This is a genomic window from Paenirhizobium daejeonense (genome assembly GCF_014280875.1).
GTDB lineage: Bacteria > Pseudomonadota > Alphaproteobacteria > Rhizobiales > Rhizobiaceae > Allorhizobium > Allorhizobium daejeonense.
The window spans coordinates 130,260-146,110 of record NZ_JACLAL010000001.1 but is presented as its reverse complement, the minus strand read 5'-3'; the positions used below and the strand labels follow the sequence as shown (position 1 = coordinate 146,110).

Annotated in this window: 14 protein-coding genes; 9 read left to right on the top strand and 5 right to left on the bottom strand. The window is 60.9% G+C overall.

The window, feature by feature from the left end; translation table 11 throughout:
• Positions 1 to 65: 65 nt before the first annotated feature.
• Entirely contained in the window at positions 66 to 1,499 is a 1,434-nt protein-coding gene (locus tag H4I99_RS00625; protein ID WP_163903663.1) for an FAD-linked oxidase C-terminal domain-containing protein, read from the bottom strand.
• 139 nt (positions 1,500 to 1,638) lie between these two features.
• Here H4I99_RS00625 and H4I99_RS00620 point away from each other — a divergent pair, with 139 nt between their 5' ends.
• Positions 1,639 to 2,535, top strand: coding sequence for a LysR family transcriptional regulator (locus H4I99_RS00620; RefSeq protein ID WP_163903661.1), 897 nt, complete (start codon positions 1,639 to 1,641; stop codon positions 2,533 to 2,535).
• A gap of 7 nt (positions 2,536 to 2,542) precedes the next feature.
• Here the strand turns inward: H4I99_RS00620 and H4I99_RS00615 are convergent, their stop codons facing one another.
• Genes H4I99_RS00615 through H4I99_RS00600 form a run of 4 tightly spaced genes read right to left on the bottom strand, consistent with a single transcriptional unit; the run spans position 2,543 to position 6,305 of the window.
• Positions 2,543 to 3,226, bottom strand: coding sequence for a LutC/YkgG family protein (locus tag H4I99_RS00615; protein WP_163903659.1), 684 nt, complete (start codon positions 3,224 to 3,226; stop codon positions 2,543 to 2,545).
• Positions 3,227 to 3,228: 2 nt separating this feature from the next.
• On the bottom strand, positions 3,229 to 4,659 hold the full coding sequence (locus tag H4I99_RS00610) for a LutB/LldF family L-lactate oxidation iron-sulfur protein (RefSeq protein WP_163903657.1): 1,431 nt from the start codon (positions 4,657 to 4,659) through the stop codon (positions 3,229 to 3,231).
• 15 nt (positions 4,660 to 4,674) lie between these two features.
• A complete protein-coding gene (locus H4I99_RS00605; RefSeq protein ID WP_186663186.1) occupies positions 4,675 to 5,454 on the bottom strand; it encodes a (Fe-S)-binding protein in 780 nt (259 codons plus the stop codon).
• Positions 5,451 to 6,305 (bottom strand): FadR/GntR family transcriptional regulator, encoded by an 855-nt coding sequence (locus H4I99_RS00600; protein ID WP_163903655.1) that lies wholly within the window; start codon positions 6,303 to 6,305, stop codon positions 5,451 to 5,453. Before H4I99_RS00600 ends, H4I99_RS00605 begins: the two co-directional genes overlap by 4 nt.
• 235 nt (positions 6,306 to 6,540) lie before the next feature.
• On the opposite strand from H4I99_RS00600, the gene H4I99_RS00595 reads away from it, so the two are divergent.
• From H4I99_RS00595 to H4I99_RS00560, 8 genes are all read left to right on the top strand, one after another.
• Positions 6,541 to 7,812 (top strand): DUF3422 family protein, encoded by a 1,272-nt coding sequence (locus H4I99_RS00595; protein ID WP_163903654.1) that lies wholly within the window; start codon positions 6,541 to 6,543, stop codon positions 7,810 to 7,812.
• Positions 7,813 to 7,960: 148 nt separating this feature from the next.
• Positions 7,961 to 9,292, top strand: a complete 1,332-nt coding sequence (locus H4I99_RS00590) for a glycosyltransferase family 4 protein (RefSeq protein WP_163903652.1) — start codon at positions 7,961 to 7,963, stop codon at positions 9,290 to 9,292.
• On the top strand, positions 9,279 to 10,067 hold the full coding sequence (locus H4I99_RS00585) for an HAD-IIB family hydrolase (RefSeq protein WP_163903650.1): 789 nt from the start codon (positions 9,279 to 9,281) through the stop codon (positions 10,065 to 10,067). The genes H4I99_RS00590 and H4I99_RS00585 overlap by 14 nt, the downstream gene beginning before the upstream one ends.
• 170 nt (positions 10,068 to 10,237) lie before the next feature.
• Complete coding sequence (locus H4I99_RS00580) at positions 10,238 to 10,744, top strand: NUDIX hydrolase (RefSeq protein WP_186663185.1); 507 nt, start codon at positions 10,238 to 10,240, stop codon at positions 10,742 to 10,744.
• 200 nt (positions 10,745 to 10,944) lie between these two features.
• Positions 10,945 to 12,450, top strand: a complete 1,506-nt coding sequence (locus H4I99_RS00575) for an inorganic phosphate transporter (protein WP_163903648.1) — start codon at positions 10,945 to 10,947, stop codon at positions 12,448 to 12,450.
• Positions 12,451 to 12,464: 14 nt separating this feature from the next.
• Positions 12,465 to 13,202: a 16S rRNA (uracil(1498)-N(3))-methyltransferase gene (locus tag H4I99_RS00570; protein WP_163903646.1), complete on the top strand. Its 738-nt coding sequence runs from the start codon at positions 12,465 to 12,467 to the stop codon at positions 13,200 to 13,202.
• Between the two features lie 157 nt (positions 13,203 to 13,359).
• Complete coding sequence (locus H4I99_RS00565; protein WP_163903644.1) at positions 13,360 to 14,733, top strand: glutamate--cysteine ligase; 1,374 nt, start codon at positions 13,360 to 13,362, stop codon at positions 14,731 to 14,733.
• A 170-nt stretch (positions 14,734 to 14,903) separates the two neighbouring features.
• The gene (locus tag H4I99_RS00560; RefSeq protein ID WP_163906104.1) at positions 14,904 to 15,815 is read left to right on the top strand and encodes a DUF937 domain-containing protein; all 912 of its coding nucleotides are present in this window, start codon (positions 14,904 to 14,906) and stop codon (positions 15,813 to 15,815) included.
• Positions 15,816 to 15,851: the final 36 nt, after the last annotated feature.

Here is a 15,851-nt window from a genome sequence, read left to right as displayed (position 1 = left end):
GATCAGGCAGAAGAAGCGGACAATCGGGTGAGGGAAAGCACTTACAGGTGCAACAAACAAATCCGTCACCCCCGGCCCTCCAGCGGAAAGACCTTGGAAGGGTTGAGGATCCAGGTCGGGTCGAAGGCGGCGCGTGCGGCCATCTGCTGGGCGAGATCGGCCTCGGCATACTGGTGGCGCATGAGGTCGCGCTTCTCGATGCCCACGCCATGCTCTCCGGTGAGACAGCCGCCAGCATCGACGCAGAGCTTGAGGATTTCCATGCCTGCAGCCTCGGCGCGGGCTGCATCTTCGGGATCGTTGATATTGTAGAGGATCAGCGGATGCATGTTGCCGTCGCCGGCATGGAAGACATTGGCGACGCGAAGACCGTAGCGATCGGTGATCTCGGAGGTTTTCCGCAGCACATCGGCAAGCTGGCTGAGCGGCACCGTGCCATCCATGCAGATATAGTCGGCGATGCGGCCAGTCGCTCCGAAAGCCGATTTTCGACCCTTCCAGATCAGAGCCGCCTCAGTTGCCGACTGGCACTCACGCACAGTCTTCACGCCGTGCTTGCGGGCGATATCGCAGATATCGGCCAGCATGGCGTCCATCTCCGCTTCGGAACCTTCCACCTCGACGATCAGCAGCGCTTCGACATCGAGCGGATAACCGGCCTTGGCAAAGGCCTCGCAGATGCCGATCGCAGGCTTGTCCATGAATTCGATGGCAACCGGAACGATGCCTGCGCCGATGACATCGGCGACACAGGAACCGGCGGCTTCCGCGCTGTCGAAGCCGAACAGGACGGGCCGCGCGCCTTCCGGCTTGGCGAGCAGCCGCACCGTCGCCTCGGTGACGATGCCAAGCTGGCCTTCCGAGCCGCAGACGAGACCGAGCAGATCGTAACCCGCTGCATCCAGCGCCTTGCCGCCGAGCTCGATCACCGTACCATCGACCAGCACCATCTTCACGCCGAGCAGGTTATTGGTGGTGACGCCGTATTTCAGACAGTGTGCACCACCCGAGTTCATGGCGATGTTGCCGCCGATCGTGCAGGCGAGCTGGGAGCTGGGATCGGGCGCATAGAAGAAGCCATCGGCACTGACGGCATCGGAAATGGAGAGGTTGGTGACACCCGCCTGAACGGTGGCGCATCGATTGGCGTAATCGACCTCGAGAATTCGTGTCATGGCTGAAAGGCCCAGAACAACCGCATCCTCCTGCGGAATGGCGCCACCCGAAAGAGAGGTGCCGGCACCACGCGGCACGATCGGAATGCCATAGCGATGACAGTATTTCATCACGGATGCGACCTGCGCCGTCGTCTCGGGCAACACCACTGCAAGAGGCCGGCGGCGATAGGCGAGGAAGCCATCGGTTTCGAAGGGAACGAGTTCGACCGGCTCATGCACCAGCCGCTCGGCAGGCACGAGTTCGGCGAGATCGGCAACGATCTCCTTGCGCCGCGCGAGAATGGCGGCATTCGGCTGCAAAAACGCAATCGCCTCGGTCATGTCTCCCCCCAAGCGCGGACGTTTCAGCGATACATCCGCCCAGCCGCCTCATCAACTGGTATTGTTTCTTTACCACTTCAACCAAGGTCGTGCAAATGCTATACACTTATGACAAAATTGGAAACAATATGGAATACTCATGACGAATCTCGGCGACCTCGAAGTCTTCGCCAGGGTTATCGCGACAGGCAGCATGTCGATGGCGGCGCGCGATCTGGGGCTGTCACCTGCCGTTGTGTCGAAGCGCATCAAGCGGCTGGAGGACCGGCTGGGAACGCGGCTCCTGCAGCGTACAACCCGGCAGATCTCGTTGACGGAGGCGGGACAAGGCTTTCACCAGCGCATCCTTGCCGTCCTTGCCGGCATTGAGGAGGCGGAAACCTATGCCTCCGGACGCGCCTCGGAGGTCTCGGGCACACTCAAGATTTCCGCACCCACCTCCTTCGGCCGCATGCATATCGCACCGCATCTCAAGGCCTTCATGGATGCACATCCGGATCTCGCCATCCAGTTGGTACTGTCCGACGAATTCACTGACATCGTCGGCGGCGGTTTCGATCTGGCGATCCGCATAGCGGAACTGACCGACTCGACACTGGTGGCGAAGCGGCTCGCCCCCGTCCGACGTCTGCTCTGCGCCTCGCCGGATTACATCACGGCGCACGGCATGCCTCGGAACATCGACGACCTGAAACGGCACCGCTGCCTGCCCGCCCACAACCACGACGTCTGGCGACTGGAGGGACCGAAGGGCACGCTCAACATCCGGCCGGAAGGCATGCTGATCACCAATTCCAGCGAAGTCATCCGCGAGGCAGTGATCGCCGGCCTCGGCATCGCATTACGCTCCACCTGGGACATCGGCGAGGAGCTGAAGACCGGCCGGCTCGTGCAGGTGCTGCCAGCCTATGAGGGCTCGCACAATGTTACGCTATCCGCCGTCTACCCCAGCCGGCAGTTCCTGCCGGCCAAGGTGCGCCTGTTCATCGACTATCTCGCCGAACTCTACGGCCCCGTGCCCTATTGGGAGCAATAAAGCCCTTTCAGTTCACGGCGGCCCGCCCGACGATGACGATGTGCAGCGCGCGGGGACCATGAGCCCCGAGCAGCAAGGTCTGCTCGATATCGGCCGAGCGCGAGGGTCCCGTGACGAAATTCACCGTGCGGGACATGTCGCCGCCGCGAACGGAGCGGAACCGCGCCCATACGCTTTCCATATCGCCGGAAATCTCGTCGGCGCGCAGCACGACGATATGGTGCTCAGGCAGGAAGGTCAGCGTCACCGGGTTGTCCGGGCCGGACAGAAGCGCCAGCGTGCCGGTTTCGGCGAAAGCTCCAAAGGCGTGGCTGACGGTGGCGAGATCATGCCCGTCCGAAGCGCCGTGCCGGATTTCGAGCGTCGCTTCACTCGACCACGGCGCTGCGGCAAGCCGGGGATCGGCACCGATGCGGATCGTGGCCGGCAGGTTGCGGCGCTTGAGATAGTCGCTGACCGCCGCCGGCAGGGCATCGAGCGTCTCGATCCTTTCCGTCGTCGCGCTGTACTTTTCCGCCATGGACACGAAGAGAGCGAGGCGCTCTTCCGGCGGCAACTGGCCGCGCGCCGGGATGACGCCGGTCGGGTGGTCCGCGAGACGCGCGGCAACGCTTGCCTCGCGAACGGTATCGTTCGACGGCACCTTCAGCGAGGAGCGGATCTTGTGGAGGATGGCTTCCTTGCTGTTCATGGTCATGCTCCCCGTTTGCCCGCCTGCCGCGCCGCCCATTGCTGCATGAATGTGCCGCCTTCCGGCGCTGGAAGGTCGCGGTATTTCGTCCAGCCGCCAGCCAGCGGCAGCGCTGCGATACGGTGCCTGCTGCCGCCGAGCGCGGAAAGAACGCTTGCCCCAAGCGAGGTCGCCATCCGGTAAAGCTTCGGCCTTCTCGCGAAGAAGGCCCACACCGAGAGGCCATAGCGGCTTGCGGCCGGCGCAAGATGGCGCTCGAATTCGCGCTCGCGCCAATGACGCATCATCTTCGGCAGCGGAATGCGCATGGGGCAGACGCTTTCGCAGCGCCCGCAAAAGGTCGATGCATTCGGCAGATGGCCCGATTTGTCGATCCCGAAGAGCGACGGCGTCAGCACCGCGCCCATCGGACCGGGATAGACCGAGCCATAGGCGTGGCCGCCGACAGCGTGATAGACTGGACAGTGGTTCATGCAGGCGCCGCAGCGTATGCAGCGCAGCATCTCCTCGAAATCTGTGCCGAGCATCGAGGTGCGGCCATTGTCGAGCAGCACGACGTGATATTCTTCGGGACCATCGGGATCTTCCGCCCGCTTCGGACCTGTAGAGAAGGTGGTGTAGACCGACATGTCCTGACCGGTGGCGGAACGGGCAAGCAGGCGGAGGATCTGCGAACAGTCCTCCAGCGTCGGCACGATCTTTTCGATGGACGCGACGACCACATGCACCTTGCCCAGCGTCTGGGTAAGATCGCCATTGCCCTCATTGGTGACGATGACCGACGAGCCGGTTTCGGCGACCAGGAAATTCGCGCCGGTAATGCCGACATCGGCCTGAAAGTAGCGCTTGCGCAGCACTTCGCGGGCTTCCGCCAGCAGTGTTTCCGGCGCGGTCAGATCGCGTCTCGCATCGAGATGGGTGTGGACGCGACGAAAATCCTCCTCCACCTGCTCCTTGTTCAGGTGAACGGCCGGCGCGATGATGTGGCTCGGATGTTCGCCACGCAGCTGGATGATGTATTCGCCGAGATCGGTCTCGACCGGCTGGACACCGTGCGCCTCGAGATATTCGTTGAGGTTGATTTCCTCGGTAATCATCGACTTGCCCTTGGTGACGGTCTTCGCCTTCACCCTGCGACAGATGTCCATGACGATGCGGCGCGCATCCTCGGCGCTTTCCGCCCAGTGCACATGCCCGCCGGCCGCGATCACCTTGCGCTCATAGGCTTCGAGATAAAGATCGAGATGGGCGAGCGTGTGGTTCTTGATCTCGCGGGCGTGGTCGCGCAGTTGATCGAACTCCGGAAGCGCCGCAACGGCTGCGGCGCGCTTGGCGATGAAGCCCTGCTCGACATTCTTCAGCGCCTTCTGGAGCTGCGGATCGTGAAGCGCGCGGGCGGAATTTTCCTTGAACTGCGGCGCAGTAAACTGCATGGGCTCTCCCTCCCCTTACTTCCCTGTGCCGGCGATCGGCGCCGTATCCGTCATGCCTGCCAGCACCTCCGCGACGTGGCGAACCTCCACCTTCGAGCCCTCGCGCTTCAGCTTGCCGGCCATGTTCATCAGACATCCCATATCGCCGGCGAGCAGCATGTCTGCACCCGTCGCCTCGATGGTCGCGGTTTTCTTGCCGACGATAGTGCCGGAGATATCGGAATATTTGACGCAGAAAGTGCCGCCGAAACCGCAGCAGACATCGCTGCCGGCCATTTCCTTCAGCTCCAGCCCCTCGACGGACGCCAGGAGCTTGCGCGGCTGCTTCTGCACGCCGAGTTCACGCAGGCCCGAACAGCTGTCGTGATAGGTGACGCTGCCGGAAAGACAGGCTTCGACGCCGGCCACGCCTCTGATGTCGGTCAGGAATGAAACGAGTTCGAACACCTTGTCCGAGAAGCGCCGACAGCGCTCTTCCCATTTCGCATCGCCCTTGAAGATCTCGGGATAGTGATGCTTCAGCATGGCGCCGCAGGAGCCGGAGGGTACGACGACATAGTCGTAGCCTTCGAACAGTTCGATCACCTGGATCGCCAGATCCCGCGCATCCTTGCGGTCGCCGGAATTATAAGCCGGCTGACCGCAACAGGTCTGCGCCATCGGCACATGCACCTCGCAGCCCGCATCCTCGATCAGCTTCGCGGCGGAAAATCCGACGCTCGGGCGGAAGAGATCGACCAGACAGGTGGCAAAGAGGCCGACACGCGGTCGCGTCGACTGGTTTTCCGGGATCATGATGAAGCCTCCGGCTTGTCGTTTGTCTTGAGTTGATTGTTGTTTCGGGACCCGCGTCCCTGGGATGAATTGCCATCGCGGCGGATCAGGCGAAGCTTCGCGACACGCCCCCACTCGTCGGCGCGGACGGACTCATCGACAGCCTGCATGACGAAATCTATGTGCGACTGGGCTGCCTTCTTGGCTTCGTCCGCCTGACCGCCGACGATGGCATCATGAATCGCAAGGTGTTGTTCGAGCAGGCGTTCGCGGGCATTGGACAGCGCGAAGACCGCTTTGCGATTGTAGAAGATGCCCTCGGAAAGCAGGCGGTAGCATGCCCGCATGGTGTGCAGAAGGATAATGTTGTGCGCGGCTTCGCCGATGGCATTGTGAAACTCCACATCGGCGGCAAGCTCATCTTCCGCACTGCCACTTTCATGTGCCCGCTTCATGTCATCTACGATGCGCGACAGAAGCGCCCGGTCGGTATCGGTGGCGCGGCGCGCGGCAAGTTCCGCCGTCAGTCCTTCGAGTTCGCGGCGATATTCGAGATAGTCGCGTGTCGCCCTTGCGTGCCGGGAGATCAGTTCGGTGATCGGCTTCGAGAACACCTGGCCGATGATATCGGCGATATAGGTGCCGCCCCCGTGATGACTGACGACGAGGCCACGCGCTTCCAGTTCCTTCAGCGCCTCGCGCAGAATCGGCCGGGAAACGTCGAAGGCCTGCGCCATGTCGCGCTCTCCCGGCAGCCGGTCGCCATCGCGCAAGACCCCGTCGAGGATCAGGCTCTCGATCTGCTGAACCACTTCAGCCGCTGTCCGGCTATGGCTGATCTGGGCAAAAAGCCCCTCGTCCCTCTCGCTCAACCCACGTCCTCCTCAGATGCGCTATCTAGCAAGCGGAAAGCGAATTGGTCAAATTATTTGTCCACTTTCGCCGTGGGCCGTCCATGCGCTTGACGGGTGTTGGCCCAAGTGTTGCCCGGAGTGTGGCAATGACGCATTCCCGCGTCATTCTGCTGCGGTGCGGCAAACAGACCGCTGACATCCCTATCTGACATTTGCTAAGGAGATCAGGACTGTCGGCGCATGGAGGCAATTGATGTCAAAGGGGAACTTCGCATTTCCGGTCGCGCCGGAACGGGCGCTGGCGCTCGGGGAAATTCACGCACGGCCTTATGCTCTGGTCAAATCCTCTCGTGTCATCTTCCAACTCGCCTTCACCATGGATGGCGGCTCGGCGGTGCATCATAGCGTTCTGACGGAAGTCTCGCGCGCCCGCGGCGTTGCGCCGCCGGACAAGAACGCCCGCCACCATGCCATGCCATGGGGACAGGGAACGCTACGCTGGGAGCGGCACACCGAGTTTTCGACCTGGTTCTGGGACGGGCCGCTGCCGGAGAAATTCGGCGGCGAGGTGATTTCCCACCCGTTTGGCGACGGCTTTTCACCGCCCGGCCCGCTGATGTCCGGTATTCGGCTGGAGATCCGGCCGGAAGGTCCGGAGACGGACGAGGCCATGACCATGTTCGACCCCGCGAGCCTCTGTTATAGCCACCTGAAGAACGGGCAGGCCTCGGTGCTGACCGACTTCCGGCAGGATGGCGATGGGCTGACACGCATCCTGCTCATCGACCGCAGCCTGACGGAAGCCGGACGCGGCGCGCTGGTACAACGCCTGCTCGACATCGAGACCTACCGCACGCTCGCCATGCTCGGCCTACCGCTGGCGCAGACGCTTTCACCCGAAATCCGGCGGATCGAGGATGGCCTGACCGGCGTCACGCAGCAGATGAAGATGCATGCGCGCGCAGAGGCCGACGGCATTCTGGCCGAAATCACCCGGCTTGCCGCCGAACTCGAGGCCAATGCGGCGCTCAGCCTCTATCGCTTCGGCGCAAGCCGCGCCTATGACGGAATTGTCGGCGAGCGCATCAAGACACTCGACGAGGCGCCTGTGCCCGGTTACGAAACGCTCGGCTCCTTCCTGGAGCGCCGACTTGCCCCTGCGATGCGCACCTGTCAGTCGGTCGAGGAGCGGCAGGCCAACCTTTCGCGCAAGCTGTCGCGAGCGACCGGCCTCGTCAGAAGCTGGATCGACGTGGAACTGGAGCGCCAGAACTCCGACCTTCTGAACACAATGAACCGCCGCGCCGAAATGCAATTGCGCCTGCAACAGACCGTCGAAGGTCTGTCTGTGGCGGCGATCTCCTATTACATCGTCGGCCTCGTAGGCTACGCATCGAAGGCTGTCAGCCACGACCTGCTGCCGGTCGATCCAGCGGTCATCACCGGTGTGTCGGTGCCGATCGCCGTTCTCGGCGTCTGGTGGGTGGTCCGGCGCATCCGCAAAAGCCACTCCGAAGGGCACTAAGTCCTTCTTCCGCCTGTCTCTTTGGCCATAGAAAGAATGGATGAAGAGGCAGACGGCGGAGTTTTTTTCTCATTCGAGGGAACATTGCCCCGTTTTGAGCGTTCGTTTTCCGTTCTTGCGAAACGTAATTGCTCAATAGGGGTTTGATATGGTGCTGGACGTTCACGAGACGCCGCGCATTGCGCTGGTCTCCACCCATGGCTACGTAGCCGCCCATCCGCCGCTTGGCGCCGCCGATACCGGCGGTCAAGTTGTCTATGTGCTGGAGCTTGCCAAGAAGCTCGCGCAGCTCGGTCACAAGGTCGACATCTATACCCGCCGCTTCGAGGACCAGCCGGAAATCGATACGGTGGACGACGACGTCCGGGTGATCCGCATCCCCTGCGGCGGGCGCGATTTCATTCCGAAGGAATATCTCCACCGCCACCTCAACGAATGGAACGAGAAGGCCCTGCGCTTTATCCGCCGGGAGAACCTGTCGTATCTCTTCATCAACAGCCACTACTGGGATGCCGGCGTCGCGGGCCAGCGGCTTTCCGAAGCGCTGAACATTCCCCACGTCCATACGCCGCATTCGCTCGGCCTATGGAAGAAACGGCAGATGGAGACGGACTATCCGGAACGGGCCGACAAGTTCGAGCTGGAGTTCAACTTCAAGGAGCGCATCCAACATGAACTGATCGTCTACCGAAGCTGCCAGCTGGTGATCGCAACCACGCCGATCCAACTCGACATGCTGATCGAGGATTACGGGCTGAACCGCAACCGGGTGCACATGATCCCGCCGGGATATGACGACAACCGCTTCTACCCCGTTTCCGAGTCCTCCCGTCAGATGATCCGCAATCGGCTCGGCTTCACCGGCAAGACCGTGCTGGCGCTCGGACGGCTTGCGACCAACAAGGGTTATGATCTTCTGATAGATGGCTTCTCAGTATTGGCGGAGCGTGTGCCGGAGGCGCGGCTTCGGCTAGCGCTCGGTGGAGAGAACATGGATGCGCAGGAAACGGCCATCCTGCAAAAGCTCAAGGATCAGGTTGCTGAACTGGGACTTTCGGAGCGGGTGGAATTCTCGAGCTTCATTCCGGATGAGGAGTTACCCGATTACTACAGGGCCGCCGATCTTTTTGTACTGTCGAGCCGCTACGAACCCTTCGGCATGACCGCCGTCGAGGCGATGGCGAGCGGCACGCCGACCGTCGTCACCATCCATGGCGGGCTTTTCCGGGCGGTCAGTTACGGTCGACATGCACTGTTTGCCGATCCATTCGACCGGGAAGATCTCGGCATTACCATGATGAAGCCGTTCAAGCATCCACGGCTCTATGGTCGACTTTCGCGCATGGGTGCGCACAAGGCCCGCAGCCTCTTCACCTGGACCGGCATCGCGCAACAACTGGTGGCTCTGGTGGAAGGACGCCCCGTCGCGCAGGCACTCGACGAGGCCGACTGGGCCGAGCCCTGGAATGATGGCGACTGAGATGCCTTTTCGACTGTTCTCCGCAGACTTGGACGGAACGCTCGCCGGCGACAGGGAGGGCTCTCGCCGGTTCAGCCGTTACTGGCAAAGCTTAGAACCGTCGGAGCGTCCGCTGCTTGTCTACAATAGCGGTCGACTCATCGACGACATCGTTGCCTTCACGGAGCAGGAGGAACTGCCCCGGGCGGACGCAATGATCGGGGGCGTCGGCACCATGCTCGCCTCCCGCTCTTTACCCGACATAGGAGAGGACTTCGACCGAACGCTTGCCGAAACGGGTTACGACGTCGAACGGATCGAGGCACTCGTCGGCGCGGAACGTGGCATCACGCGTCAGCCGGAGCGTTATCAGCACCGTTTCAAATCCAGTTGGTTCCTGCATGATGCCAGCCCGCAGGAACTCGAAAACCTGCTGGGGAAGCTAAGCGATGAAGGGCTTTCTGTACGCATCGTCTATTCGAGCAATCGCGACCTCGACATTCTGCCCGCCAATGCCGACAAGGGGTCGGCATTGGCGTGGCTCTGCGAGCGGATAGATGTGGCTCCAGACGAGGTGATCGTGGCAGGCGACACCGGCAATGATCGCAGCATGTTCCTGATGGAAGGCGTTCGAGGCATCATCCCGGCCAACGGGCTGGCGGAACTGACAAGCCTCGCAAAGGAACGCGAGACCGCTATTTTCCGGGCACGGGCAAGTACCGCTGACGGGGTGATCGAAGGGCTTGCACACTGGTCAGGCGAGCAAAAAGATACGAAAGCAGTTGATCGCGACTGATTTGACCAGCTTTAGCCAGGCCGCGACTGAGCTATCGCTTGACGAAGGGTTCAACACCCCCACCTAATAGAAGCGGTTTTGTCGTAACGATTCTCCAGATTGTCAAAAAGGTGACATTTTCGGAACCGACAAAATCCGAAGATGAATAAGGAATCGAGGTGCCTCTTTAATTGACCATAGTCAGTCGTATCGCCAATGAGGTCCAACTCATGCTGCGTCGTCCGCCAAGACAGCAATATGCAGCCATTTGCTACCGTGTGCGCAAGAACCAGACGGAACCTGAGGTACTGCTGCTGACCAGTCGCGATACCGGACGATGGGTCATTCCCAAGGGTTGGCCCATGTCCGGCAAGAAAGGCTATGCGGTTGCGGAACGCGAGGCTTATGAAGAAGCTGGCGTGAAGGGCAAGGTCGCGGAGAAGCCGATAGGTCATTACGACTATCTCAAGGGGATGGATGGCGGCCTTAAGATCCATTGCCGCGTGCAGGTGCACACGCTCGAGGTCAAGAACGAGCTGAAGGACTTTCCCGAAAAGGGGATGCGCCGTAGCGAATGGGTGAACTGCGAAGAGGCGGCCGCTCGCGTACAGGAACCTGAACTCAAGGTACTGTTTCACAAGTTCGCCCAGAGGTTTTCCGGCATCCAGCCCCAAGCAATCCCGGAAGCCGGCGAATAACGCGCCTGTCACAAAAACATCATATTGAATTATCCCGTCTTTGCTAATAGCAAACGGCAATAAGGGTGCGTCGAAGCCCCGAAGAATAACCTTCCCCGGGGAACAATAAAGGGCACGGCGCGAAGCGCGGGACTGGCTGATAACCAAGCCCGACGGACGCGCGCAAACGGGCCCGGGACATAGAGGAACCAAACCGACCGATGGCTAAGCCTCCGCCGACGCTCGTCAAGCCGACACTCGATAAGGACCTCGACAAGGTCACTTACGTCGAGCAGGCTGCGCAGCAGGTTTCCCGGCGCATCATTCCCCTCGGCATAGGGCTTCTCTTCCTCGTCATCGTCACGATTTTTTCGGGCATCTATTTAACCGGCCAGCCCGGTGCAACTCTTTTGATCGCGGCATCGGCGATGGGCGCCTACATGGCCATGAACATCGGCGCGAATGATGTAACCAACAATGTCGGCGCAGCGGTAGGGGCGCGGGCCATTTCAATCACTGGCGCTTTGGCGCTTGCCGCGACCTTCGAAATCGCCGGCGCAATGATTGCCGGCGGAAACGTCATTTCAACGATCTCAGAAGGCATTCTTGTGCCTGACCGGATCGAGGTGCCGCAGGCCTTCTCGTTTGCAATGATGTCAGCTCTTCTGGCCGCCGCCCTGTGGATCAATATCGCAACCTGGGCAAAGGCTCCGATTTCAACCACACACTCGATCGTCGGCGCAGTGATGGGCGCAGGCGTGGCGGCGGGCGGTTTCTCCGCTGTAAGCTGGAGCGCGCTGGTCGGCATTACCGCAAGCTGGATGTTGTCACCCCTGCTGGGCGGTGCGATCGCCGCGCTGATCCTCTATTTCATCGAGGAGTTCATAACCTATCGCAGAGACAAGATCGCAGCCGCCCGACGCTGGGTGCCCGTCCTGATCGGCGTGATGACAGGCGCTTTCGCCACCTATCTCACCATCAAGGGCATCGGGCAAGTGTTTCGCGTCGACAGCACGCAGGCGATGCTTCTGGGTCCCGGCTGCGGACTTCTGGCCTGGATCGGCAGCATTCCGCTGATAAGGCGGCAATCGAGAGGTCTCGAAAACCGCAACCAGTCACTGCGCAAACTCTTTCGACTGCCGCTCGTTCTCTCGGCCGCGTTGCTTTCCTTCGCGCATGGAGCCAATGACGTGGCAAACGCAATCGGACCGGTCGTGGCGGTGGTGCATGCAACTCGGGTACAGGAAATCGCCGCGGCGGCCATCCCTCCCATCTGGGTAACGGCCATCGGCGCCTTCGGCATTTCGATGGGTCTTCTTCTATACGGCCCGCGTCTCATCCGCCTCGTCGGCGAGCAGATTACCAAGCTCAATCCGATGCGGGCCTACTGCGTGTCGCTATCGGCCGCGACCACCGTCATTCTCGCTTCCTGGTTCGGCTTTCCGGTGAGCTCGACCCATATCGCCGTCGGCGCCGTATTCGGCGTCGGATTCTTCCGCGAATGGTATACACGCCACTCACGACGGCGCATCGAATACATGAAGATGAAGGCCGACCACTGGGAAATCGAGGATACGCGCGAGCACGATCCCGTCGAAACCCGCCGACGCCGTCTGGTGCGCCGTTCGCATTTTCTCAGCATCATCGCCGCATGGAGTATTACGGTTCCGGCCTCCGCGCTACTTGCAGCGCTGATCTTCTGGGTTATGTTCCACCTCTTCCTTTAACCCTGGAACGAGAAATGCGCGCGAATTACCGGATGCAACGACTGCACGTCGAGAACGATATCAGACCTGGCAAGGGGTTCGAGACGACATCCGACCAGTTCAACTACCTCGCCAATGTCCTCCGGCTCAGCGAGGACACCGAGATCCTCGTGTTCAACGGTCGAGACGGTGAGTGGAAGGCGAAGCTTACCTTCCCTACGCGTAAGAAGATCGTTCTTCTTCCCGTTGAGCAGACCCGCCCACAACCCGCAGACTGCGACCTCAGTTTCCTGTTCGCTCCCCTCAAGGTCGGGCGAATGGACTACCTGATCCAGAAGGCAGTCGAGATGGGAGCCGGGGTGCTTCAGCCGGTGATGACCCAGCATGTGCAGGGCAAGATCACCAGCATAGAGCGGCTGCAGGCCAATGCGGTCGAGGCGGCCGAACAATGCGGAATTCTTGCCATTCCACAGGTGCTTGGCCCGCAGCGGCTGAAAGATCTGCTTGAACGCTGGCCGGCCGAGCGCCGGATCATCTATTGCGACGAAGACAGCGCGACGCAAAACCCGCTACCGCGGCTTTCCTCGATCGAGGAGAAGCATCTGGCCGTGCTGGTAGGCCCGGAAGGCGGCTTTTCGGACGAGGAGCGGGGGCTGCTGCGCAGTCTGTCTTTCGTCACCGCCATTCCGCTTGGTCCCCGTATCCTTCGGGCCGATACGGCAGCGGTCGCGGCACTCGCCGTCGTGCAGGCCGCCATTGGCGACTGGCAATAAGATGACGAAACGCAAACGTGATGGATTTCCATGCCGCGGATGGATTTTTTTGACCGGCCGTTGAAAGATTTTTTCTTGCGCCGTCCCGAAATCCAGTCCAATCACCTTGCCCAATGGACCGGTGCGCACACCGGCAAGACCCGATAAGGTGTACTCAATGGCTCGTGATACCACCGACCATACTCCCCTCACCTCCGTTGAGGAAATGGCCGAATATCTTGCTTCCGGCAGCAAGCCGGAGGAAGCGTTCCGGATCGGAACGGAACACGAGAAATTCGTCTTCTTCCGGGCCGACAACTCCCCCGTTCCCTATTTCGGTGATGCCAGCATTTCCGCCCTGCTGAAGGGCATGCAGGAAAAACTCGGCTGGGATCCGATCATGGACGGTGAGAACATCATCGGGCTTGGCGAACCCACCGGCATGGGCGCGATCTCCATCGAGCCCGGCGGCCAGTTCGAACTGTCCGGTGCGCCGCTCGAGACGATCCATCAGACCTGTGCTGAATCGAACGGTCACCTTGCTACGTTGCGCGAGATCGCCGAGCCGATGGGCATCCGCTTCCTCGGCATCGGCGGCAGCCCGAAGTGGACCCTTGCCGAAACACCGCGCATGCCCAAGTCGCGCTATGACATCATGACCCGCTACATGCCGAAGGTCGGCAGCCACGGCCTCGACATGATGTATCGCACCTGCACGATCCAGGTGAACCTCGACTTTTCCTCGGAAGCCGACATGCGCCGCAAGATGCGCGTCGGCATGAAGCTGCAGCCGCTGGCGACGGCGCTGTTTGCCTCCTCGCCCTTTACCGAAGGCAAGCCGAACGGCCTGCAATCTTGGCGCGGCGAGATCTGGCGCGATACCGACAATGCGCGCTCGGGCATTCTGCCTTTCTCGCTCTCCGACGATTTCGGCTTCGGTGACTATGTGGAATGGGCGCTCGACGTGCCGATGTATTTCGTGGTGCGCGATGGTCGCTATCACGACTGCACCCACATCACCTTCCGCCAGTTCATGGCCGGTGCACTGAAGAGCGAGCTCAAGGACTGGCAACCAACACTCGGCGATTGGACCAATCATCTCTCGACGCTCTTCCCCGACGTGCGGCTGAAGCGTTTTCTTGAAATGCGTGGCGCCGATGGCGGCCCGTGGCGCCGTATCTGCGCTCTTCCCGCCTTCTGGGTAGGCCTGCTGTACAACGACGATGCACTCGAGGCGGCAGACGAACTGACGCGTCAATGGACCTTTGCGGATGCCAATGCGCTTCGCGATGCCGTGCCGGTTCAGGGCCTCAAGGCAGCAATCGCCGGACGCAGCCTTTTCGACGTCGCTCGCGATGTGATCGACCTTTCAAGCCGCGGTCTGAAGGCACGTGCCCGCCTCAACGGCGAAGGTCAGGATGAGAGCATCTTCCTCGCCTCCCTCGAAGAGGTTCTGGCCAAGAAGACGACGCTCGCCGAGGATCTTCTGGCGCTCTATCATGGCCGTTGGAACGGTGAGATCGACCACGTCTTCGAAGAGTTCCAGTACTGACGCGTTCGGCGCCATCGCATGATGGCGGCACTATCAGCGCCCGTAACCGAAGGTGTTCACAGCGAAAATAGCTGTCGCCGTCTTCACCCTGTCGTAGAAATCGGTTTTCGCCTGTCATTTTCCCGCTATAGTGGCTTCAATGCGTTGCAAGCACGGGGGGAATGACGACGATGTTGCCGCTTTTCGAGATGATGTTGCAGGCGCAGAACGGCATGGCTATGGACGCCATGGCCAAGCAATTCAATCTTGCCCAGGAACAGGCGGCAAAGGCCGTCGCGGCCCTCATGCCGGCATTCTCCTCCGGTTTCAAGCGCAACGTCACCAACCCTTACGATTTCTCCGCCCTCCTCGGCGCCATGGCTTCGGGCAATTACGGCAAATACTTCGAGGACATGAGCAAGGCGTTTACGCCGCAGGGCATCAATGACGGCAATCAGGTGCTGGAAAAGCTGTTCGGCTCCAAGGAAGTGTCCCGGGCTATCGCAGCGCAGGCGGCGCAGTTCACCGGCATTGGTCAAGACATCCTGAAAAAGATGATGCCGGCAATGGCCGATACCATCATGGGCGGCCTGTTCAAGCAGACCACCGGGCAGTTTCCGGAAAGCAACGTCTTTGCCGGAACGCCGATGGGCGCGATGATGCAGCAATGGCTTGAGAGCACCGGCTTTCAGCCGAAGGCGCAGCCCAAGCCCCAGCCGAATTTTTTCGACAATCCGTTCACCCGCGCCTTTCAGGAGATGATGGGCGGCGGCGCACCGAAACCGCAGCCGGCGCCGGCCACCACCAATCCGTTCTTCGACAATCCTTTCGCCAAGGCGTTTCAGGAGATGATAGCGGGTATGCAGACCGAAACGCCCGCAGCCAAGACGCAGGCTTCAGCCGCCAAACCGCAGGAAGAGCAGCCGCAGGCGGCAGCGTCCCAGGCGGGAGCCAACCTCAACGACATGATCAACGTCATGTTCGATAGCGGGCTGGAAGTGCAGAAGAACTACCAGAAAAGCATGGAGCAGATCTTCGACAGCTATCTTGCAGCATCGAAGACAACCGCACCCGAAGCGGCTCCGGATACGCCGAAGGGCTGACGCCGTTTCATTCTTGTTTCCGGAAAGCCGGCGTGG